The organism is Micromonospora sp. NPDC049799, assembly GCF_040656655.1.
Taxonomy (GTDB): domain Bacteria; phylum Actinomycetota; class Actinomycetes; order Mycobacteriales; family Micromonosporaceae; genus Micromonospora.
This window is the reverse complement of sequence record NZ_JBFAMU010000297.1, coordinates 1-6,098: the sequence shown is the minus strand read 5'-3', so window position 1 is coordinate 6,098 and position 6,098 is coordinate 1. Positions and strand designations below refer to the sequence as shown.

Genomic DNA, 6,098 nt, shown 5'->3' with positions numbered 1-6,098 from the left:
CCTGAAGGACGAGCCGGCGGTGTGGGATGTGACCGCCACCGGTCGAACCATCGCCACCAGCGACTATCATCGCGGCATGGCGATTGGTTGTGGTGGGCGCCGGCCCGCGTGGTGGCCGGCGCGGTGGCCGTCCTGCCCCTGTTCGGCGCGTTCGTGCTGGTGCTGCGGCACCGCCGGGCGTTGCGGCCGGCCGCGCCGGCCGGCGTGACGGTCGTGGTCACCCTCCTGCTCGGCCTCGGCCTGACGCTCGTGCTGCTGCCGGGGGACGTGCTGCCCCGCGCGGTCTCCCTCGCCGGGGTGGGGGTGGACCTCGTGCTGCTGGGTCTCGCGGTGGCCGCGTTCGACGCGTTCGCCGAGGGGGAGACGCTGCGCGCCGACATGGTCCGCTCGGCCCTGGCCGCCGGCGTGGCCGCGGCGCTGTTCGGCGGTCAGGTGGCGGCGGCCTTGCTGGTCGCCCCGCGGTCCGGTCCGGCGGTCGTCGCGCTGCTGTTCGGCACCGTGGCCGCCGCGATCGCCGTCCAGGTGCTCGCCAGCCCGTTCCAGAACGCCCTGGACCGGCTGGCCTTTCCCGGTGCCCCGGCGGTGGCGGAGACGAGGGCCGAGCTGCGCTCGGCGGCGGACGCGCTGCCCCGCCGGGACGGTACGCCGGAGCTGGCCGCGCTGGAGGAGGCGGAGTTCGTCCGGCTCACCCGCCGGGCGCTCAGCCACTACGGCGACCTGGGACGGCTGGTCGCGAGCCCGCTCGCCGCGCACCCCGAGGTCGACAAGCGGCTGGCCGCGCGGGGCGTGGACGGCCAGCCGCTGGATCGCGCCGCCGAGCTGAAGGGCCTGCTGCTGGAGAGCATCACGCGGCTCAAGCCCCGGGAGGGGGAGTTCGGCACCAGCGGGGAGTGGCGCTACTACAACGCCCTCTACTTCTCCTACGTGGTCGGCATCCGCCCGTACCGCCGGCATGTCGAGACGCGGGGGCTGGACGCGGCGGGCCGGGAGGCCCTCGCGTGGTTCCGGCGGGACGTCCCGGAGCGGACCCTGCACAACTGGCAGAACGCCGCCGCGCGGCTCGTCGCCGCCGACCTGCGCGGCCGGTTGTAGCCGATCCGCCCGGATTGTTCCTGCCAACTGGCAGCGGATGGCAGTGCGCGGTGTCGTCCTGGCAGCGGATTCCGGCCGACGGTGGTGCTCCCGACGAGAGAGGGAGTCACCATGACCACCGACCTGACCGCCCGCACCGCCGCACCCGCCCGGCAGGACCGGTCGCTGCTGCGCCTGGCCCTGCGGATCGACGCGCTCGCCTCCGGCACCCTGGGGCTCGTGGCCCTGCCCGGTGCCACCGCGCTCGCCGAGCCGCTCGGCCTCCCGACGGCGCTGCTCGTGCCGGTGGGGATCTTCCTGCTCGGGTACGCCACCGCGCTGTGGCTGCTCGCCTCCCGCCCGCGGATCAACCGGCGGCTCGCCGGCGTGGTCGTCGTGGGGAACCTCGTCTGGGCGGCGGACAGTGTCGGCCTGCTCCTCGGGGGCTGGCTCTCGCCGACCGCGCTCGGGGTCGCCGTGGTCGCCGCCCAGGCGGCGGCGGTGGCCGGCTTCGCCGTCCTGCAGTGGGCCGGCCTGCGCCGCGAGCGCTGACGCCGAACCGGCGTCGGCAGCGGGGCCCGGGTGGGAACCCGGGCCCCGTCCGCGCCGAGGTCAGGGCGGCGGTGGCGCGTCGTCGCCCTCTCCGGGCGGGAAGGCCAGGGCGAGGGTGAGGTTCAGGACCGCGGCGGGATCGTGCAGCCGGTCACCGTACAGCTCGCGCAGCTTGCCCATCCGGTAACGGACCGTCTGCGGGTGCACGAAGAGGTCGGCGGCGACGTCGTCACGCCGGCCGTGGTGCAGCAGCCAGGACCGCAGCGTCTCGGTGAGCCGCTCGGCGGTGGCCGGCGGCAGCGACGCCAGGGGGAGCAGGGCCCGGGCGCGCAGGTCGGCGAGACCCTCCGGGTCCGCGCTGAGCACCAGTTCGGCGAGGTGCTCCTCGGTGTCCAGGGGTGGCCCCTCGGCGGGCGGTCGCCGGCCGAGGGCGAGCGCCCGGGTGACCCGCTCGTAGGACGACGCCGCCCGGGTCCACGGCCGTGCCGGCCCGACCACCGCCCGGCGTCCGTGCAGCACCCGGGCGAGCTGCCGTCGCCGGTCGCCGTGCGTGTCCGGCACCAGCAGCACCGCCAGATCCTCGCCCGGCCCGGCCACCGGAAGGTCGTCGGGCCCCTCCAGCGTGTGTTCGGGCAGCAGCGCCAGCGCCGCCCGCAGGTTCGCCCGGGGCAGCAGTACGACGGTGAGCGTCTGCGGCGGCGGCCAGTCCGCCCGGTCGGCGCTGCGCAGCAGCGCCTCCTCCCGCTCACCGGCGAGCAACTGCCCGGCGAGGCGTTCCAGGTTGCGGCGCTGGGCGCGGCCGGCGCTGGCCAACTCGTCGGAGTGGCCGGCCACGCTGGCCGCGGACAGTTCGTCGATGTAGGCGAACATCAGCTCGGCGAACTCGGCCACGGTCGCGGCGGTGAGGCCCTCCCGCACGGTGGTGGTGGCCATCTCCCGCCAGGACACCCGGGCGCCGACCCGGTACGCGGCGAGCAGCGCGTCCATGCTCCGGCCGGAGCGGGCCTCCCCGCTGCCCAGGGCGTAGGCGGCCTCCAGGGCCGACACCAGCGGCGTGCTCGGGTCGCCGCCCTGCGGGCGTTCGATGAGCTGGAGGAACGTGCCGAGTGCGAGCTGCACGGCGGTCTCGATCTTCTCGCGCATCTGCCCGGTTAGGGTGCCCGAGTAGCTGGGTACCTCGGCCGTGATGGCGGTGATGGTCCGTTCGGCGAGCACCGGCAGCCGGTCCCGCAGCGCTCCGGCTACCCGCTCGTCCAGTTCGAGGTGGGCGGCGCGCCGCGTGGCCTCGAAGCTTTCCGGCACCTTTGTCACCTCCGAACAAAAGAGTCGGCCCGGTTCACCTTCGGAGGTGAAGCTTTTATGCCATTCTGCCGCGACGATCGGGATATGACCACCACCGTCCCCCGGTCTGCCGCCGCACCATCCCTGCGCGGCAGGATCCTGCGGCTCGCCGCGGCGGTCACCACCCCGCTGCTGCCCGACGACTACCTCGACCTGGTCGCGCCCCTGCGTTCCGGTGCGGACCTGCGCGGCCGGATCCTGGACGTCCGCCCGGAGACCGCCGACGCGGCGACCCTGGTGATCCGTCCCGGCCGCGACTGGCGCGGCCACACCCCCGGGCAGTACGTCCGGCTCGGCGTCGACGTCGACGGCGTCCGGCAGTGGCGGGCCTACTCGGTCACGTCCTCGCCAGGCCCGCGTACCGGGCCGATCGCGATCACCGTGAAGGCCATCCCCGACGGGGTGGTCAGCAACCACCTGGTCCGCCGCGTACGCCCGGGCACGGTCGTCCACCTCGACCAGGCGCGGGGCGATTTCGTGCTGCCCGCGACGCGGCCGGAGCGGGTGCTGTTCGTGACCGCCGGCAGCGGCGTCACGCCGGTCATGGGCATCCTCCGGTCCGGTGCCCTCGCCGGCGCCGACGTGGTCGTCGTGCACTCGGCCCCCACCCCGGCGGACGTGATCTTCGCCGCGGAACTGCGCGCCCTCGCCGACGCCGGGGCGCTCCGGCTGGTCGAGCGGCACACCGACACCGCCGGGCTGCTCTCCGTCGGCGACCTCGACGCCCTCGTGCCGGACCTCCTCGATCGGGAGACCTGGGCCTGTGGGCCGGTCGGCCTGCTCGACGCCCTGGAGGCGCACTGGACGGCCGCCGGACGGGCCGACCGGCTGCACACCGAACGGTTCCGGCCGACCGTGGTCACCGCCGGTGAGGGCGGCACGGTCAGCTTCGGCCGCTCCGGCGTCACCGTCGCGGCCGACGGCGCCACCCCGCTGCTCGACGCCGGTGAGGCCGCCGGCGTGCTCATGCCGTCCGGTTGCCGGATGGGCATCTGCTACGGCTGCGTGCTGCCGCTGCGCTCCGGCGCCGTCCGCGACCTGCGCAACGGCGCCCTGACCACGGCGGTTCCCGGGGACGGCGTCCTCATCCAGACCTGTGTGTCGGCCGCGGCCGGCCCCTGCGACATCGACCACTGATCGGAGACACCGACGTGACCGTGATCCAGAAGAAGCCCGTCAACCCGATCGCCCACCTCACGGCCGAGGACATCGAGATCATCGGCAAGGAACTCGACGCGATCCGTGACCGCGTGATCGCCGACCGGGGCGAACGGGACGCGCGCTACATCCGCAAGGTCATCAAGACCCAGCGGAGCCTGGAGATGGGCAGTCGGGCGGTGCTGCTCTTCTCGCTGTTCCCGCCGGCCTGGGTGGTGGGCACCGCGGGGCTGACGGTCGCCAAGATCCTGGAGAACATGGAGGTCGGGCACAACGTCCTGCACGGCCAGTGGGACTGGATGCGCGACCCGAAGATCCACTCGACCACCTGGGAGTGGGACCACGTCTCCCCGGCCGACCAGTGGAAGCACTCGCACAACCAGTTGCACCACACGTACACCAACGTCCTCGGCAAGGACAACGACCTCGGGTACGGCATCATGCGCGTCGACGAGGACCAGAAGTGGCACCCGATCTACCTCGGCCAGCCGCTGTGGAACTTCATCAACGCCTGCTTCTTCGAGTACGGCATCGCCGCGTACGACCTGGAGTTGGGCCGGAACCTGCGCAAGGGCCGGCACAAGGCCCCGGAGTTCCGGGCCCGGGCCCGCGCGGTCGGCCGCAAGATCCGTCGCCAGGTCCTCAAGGACTACGTCATCCACCCGCTGCTGTCCGGCCCGTCCTTCCTCAGCACGCTCGCCGCGACCTTCACCGCCAACCTGCTCCGTAACCTGTGGAGCCACTCGGTGATCATGTGTGGGCACTTCCCGGAGGGCGTGGAGACCTTCTCCAGGACGTCGATCGAGGGCGAGACGCGCGGCGAGTGGTACCTGCGGCAGATGCTCGGCTCGGCCAACATCAGCGGCAGCCGGCTGATGCACATCATGACCGGCAACCTGTCGTTCCAGATCGAGCACCACCTCTTCCCCGACCTGCCGAGCAACCGCTACCAGGAGATCGCCCCCGAGGTGCGGGCGCTGTTCGACCGGTACGGGCTGAAGTACGTCACCGGCTCGCTGCCCCGGCAGGTCTTCTCCGCGTGGCACAAGGTGATCCGGCTCTCGCTGCCCAACCGGCGCACGGCCACCCCGGTCGACGACCGGCGCGCCCCCGCCCTGGCCTCCGCCAACGCCTGACCGCACCAGCCCGCCTGGATCGCGCAACATCTCGGATGTAGTGGCCTCGGATGCCCGGTGATGCCACTACATCCGGGATCGAGTGCGACCCTGTCCGGGCGGAGCGCGGTTCACTCAGTGCGCGGCGACGGCGTCGTCGTAGAGCCGCTCCAGCCGTCGGGTCTGCGCGTGCAGGTCGAAGCGGTCCTCGACGTGCCGGCGCCCCTCCCGGCCCAGCCGGTCCCGCAGCGTCCCGTCGCCGAGCAGCCGTCGGATGTTCGCAGCGAGAGCGTGCCGGTCGCCCTCGGCCCCGAGCAGGCCGGTCTCGCCGTGCACCACGGCCTCCGGGATGCCGCTGTGGTACGTCGACACCACCGGCAGCCCGAGGCTCGCCGCCTCCAGGACGGTCGTCGGCAGCCCCTCGGTGTCGCCGTCGGGCGCCGTCTTCGAGGGCGCGGCCAGCAGCTTCGACGCGGCGAGGTGGCGGGCGACCTCGGCCGGCGGCTGCGCGCCCAGGAACGTGGCGTCCAGGCCGAGGTGCGCGGCGCGTGCCCGTAGCGGCTTCTCCAGCGGCCCGCTGCCGATGAACACCACGCGGGGCCGCTCGGGTGCCAGCAGGCCGACCGCCTCGACCAGGTCGTCGATGCCCTTCTTCGCCACGAACCGGCCGACGAAGGCGACGTCCCAGCGCTTCGGACCGGCGGCGGGCGCGGCCGGCACCGGTACGCCGATGTGGTGCACGCGCACCTTCGCGGGATCCGCACCGAGGGCGACCGCCCGGTCCCGGATGAACCCGCTGACCGCGATGACCAGCGCGGCCCGGTCGAACGCCTCGCCCAGGTTGCGGCGCTGGCGGGCGCC

Annotated in this window: 6 protein-coding genes; 4 read left to right on the top strand and 2 right to left on the bottom strand. The window is 73.9% G+C overall.

The features are described 5' to 3' along the window. On the top strand, positions 1–1,092 hold a 1,092-nt coding region (locus AB0I76_RS20355; RefSeq protein WP_357037596.1), incomplete at its 5' end, for a hypothetical protein. Positions 1,093–1,203: 111 nt separating this feature from the next. Continuing rightward, positions 1,204–1,623 (top strand): hypothetical protein, encoded by a 420-nt coding sequence (locus tag AB0I76_RS20350; protein ID WP_357037593.1) that lies wholly within the window; start codon positions 1,204–1,206, stop codon positions 1,621–1,623. Between the two features lie 60 nt (positions 1,624–1,683). Here the strand turns inward: AB0I76_RS20350 and AB0I76_RS20345 are convergent, their stop codons facing one another. Beyond that, positions 1,684–2,925: a helix-turn-helix domain-containing protein gene (locus AB0I76_RS20345; RefSeq protein WP_357037590.1), complete on the bottom strand. Its 1,242-nt coding sequence runs from the start codon at positions 2,923–2,925 to the stop codon at positions 1,684–1,686. An 84-nt stretch (positions 2,926–3,009) separates the two neighbouring features. Between AB0I76_RS20345 and AB0I76_RS20340 the strand changes: the two genes are divergently transcribed. Continuing rightward, positions 3,010–4,101: a ferredoxin reductase gene (locus AB0I76_RS20340; protein WP_357037587.1), complete on the top strand. Its 1,092-nt coding sequence runs from the start codon at positions 3,010–3,012 to the stop codon at positions 4,099–4,101. Between the two features lie 14 nt (positions 4,102–4,115). Further along, positions 4,116–5,258 (top strand): acyl-CoA desaturase, encoded by a 1,143-nt coding sequence (locus tag AB0I76_RS20335; protein ID WP_357037584.1) that lies wholly within the window; start codon positions 4,116–4,118, stop codon positions 5,256–5,258. 114 nt (positions 5,259–5,372) lie between these two features. On the opposite strand, the gene AB0I76_RS20330 is transcribed toward AB0I76_RS20335, so the two are convergent. Beyond that, positions 5,373–6,098 (bottom strand): glycosyltransferase (locus tag AB0I76_RS20330; protein ID WP_357037581.1); only part of this gene is annotated, 726 nt, incomplete at its 5' end.

Bases quoted from the DNA above. Each gene is read 5' to 3' on its own strand.
- AB0I76_RS20350 (WP_357037593.1), top strand. From the start codon at position 1,204: ATGACCACCGACCTGACCGCCCGCACCGCCGCACCCGCCCGGCAGGAC.
- AB0I76_RS20340 (WP_357037587.1), top strand. From the start codon at position 3,010: ATGACCACCACCGTCCCCCGGTCTGCCGCCGCACCATCCCTGCGCGGC.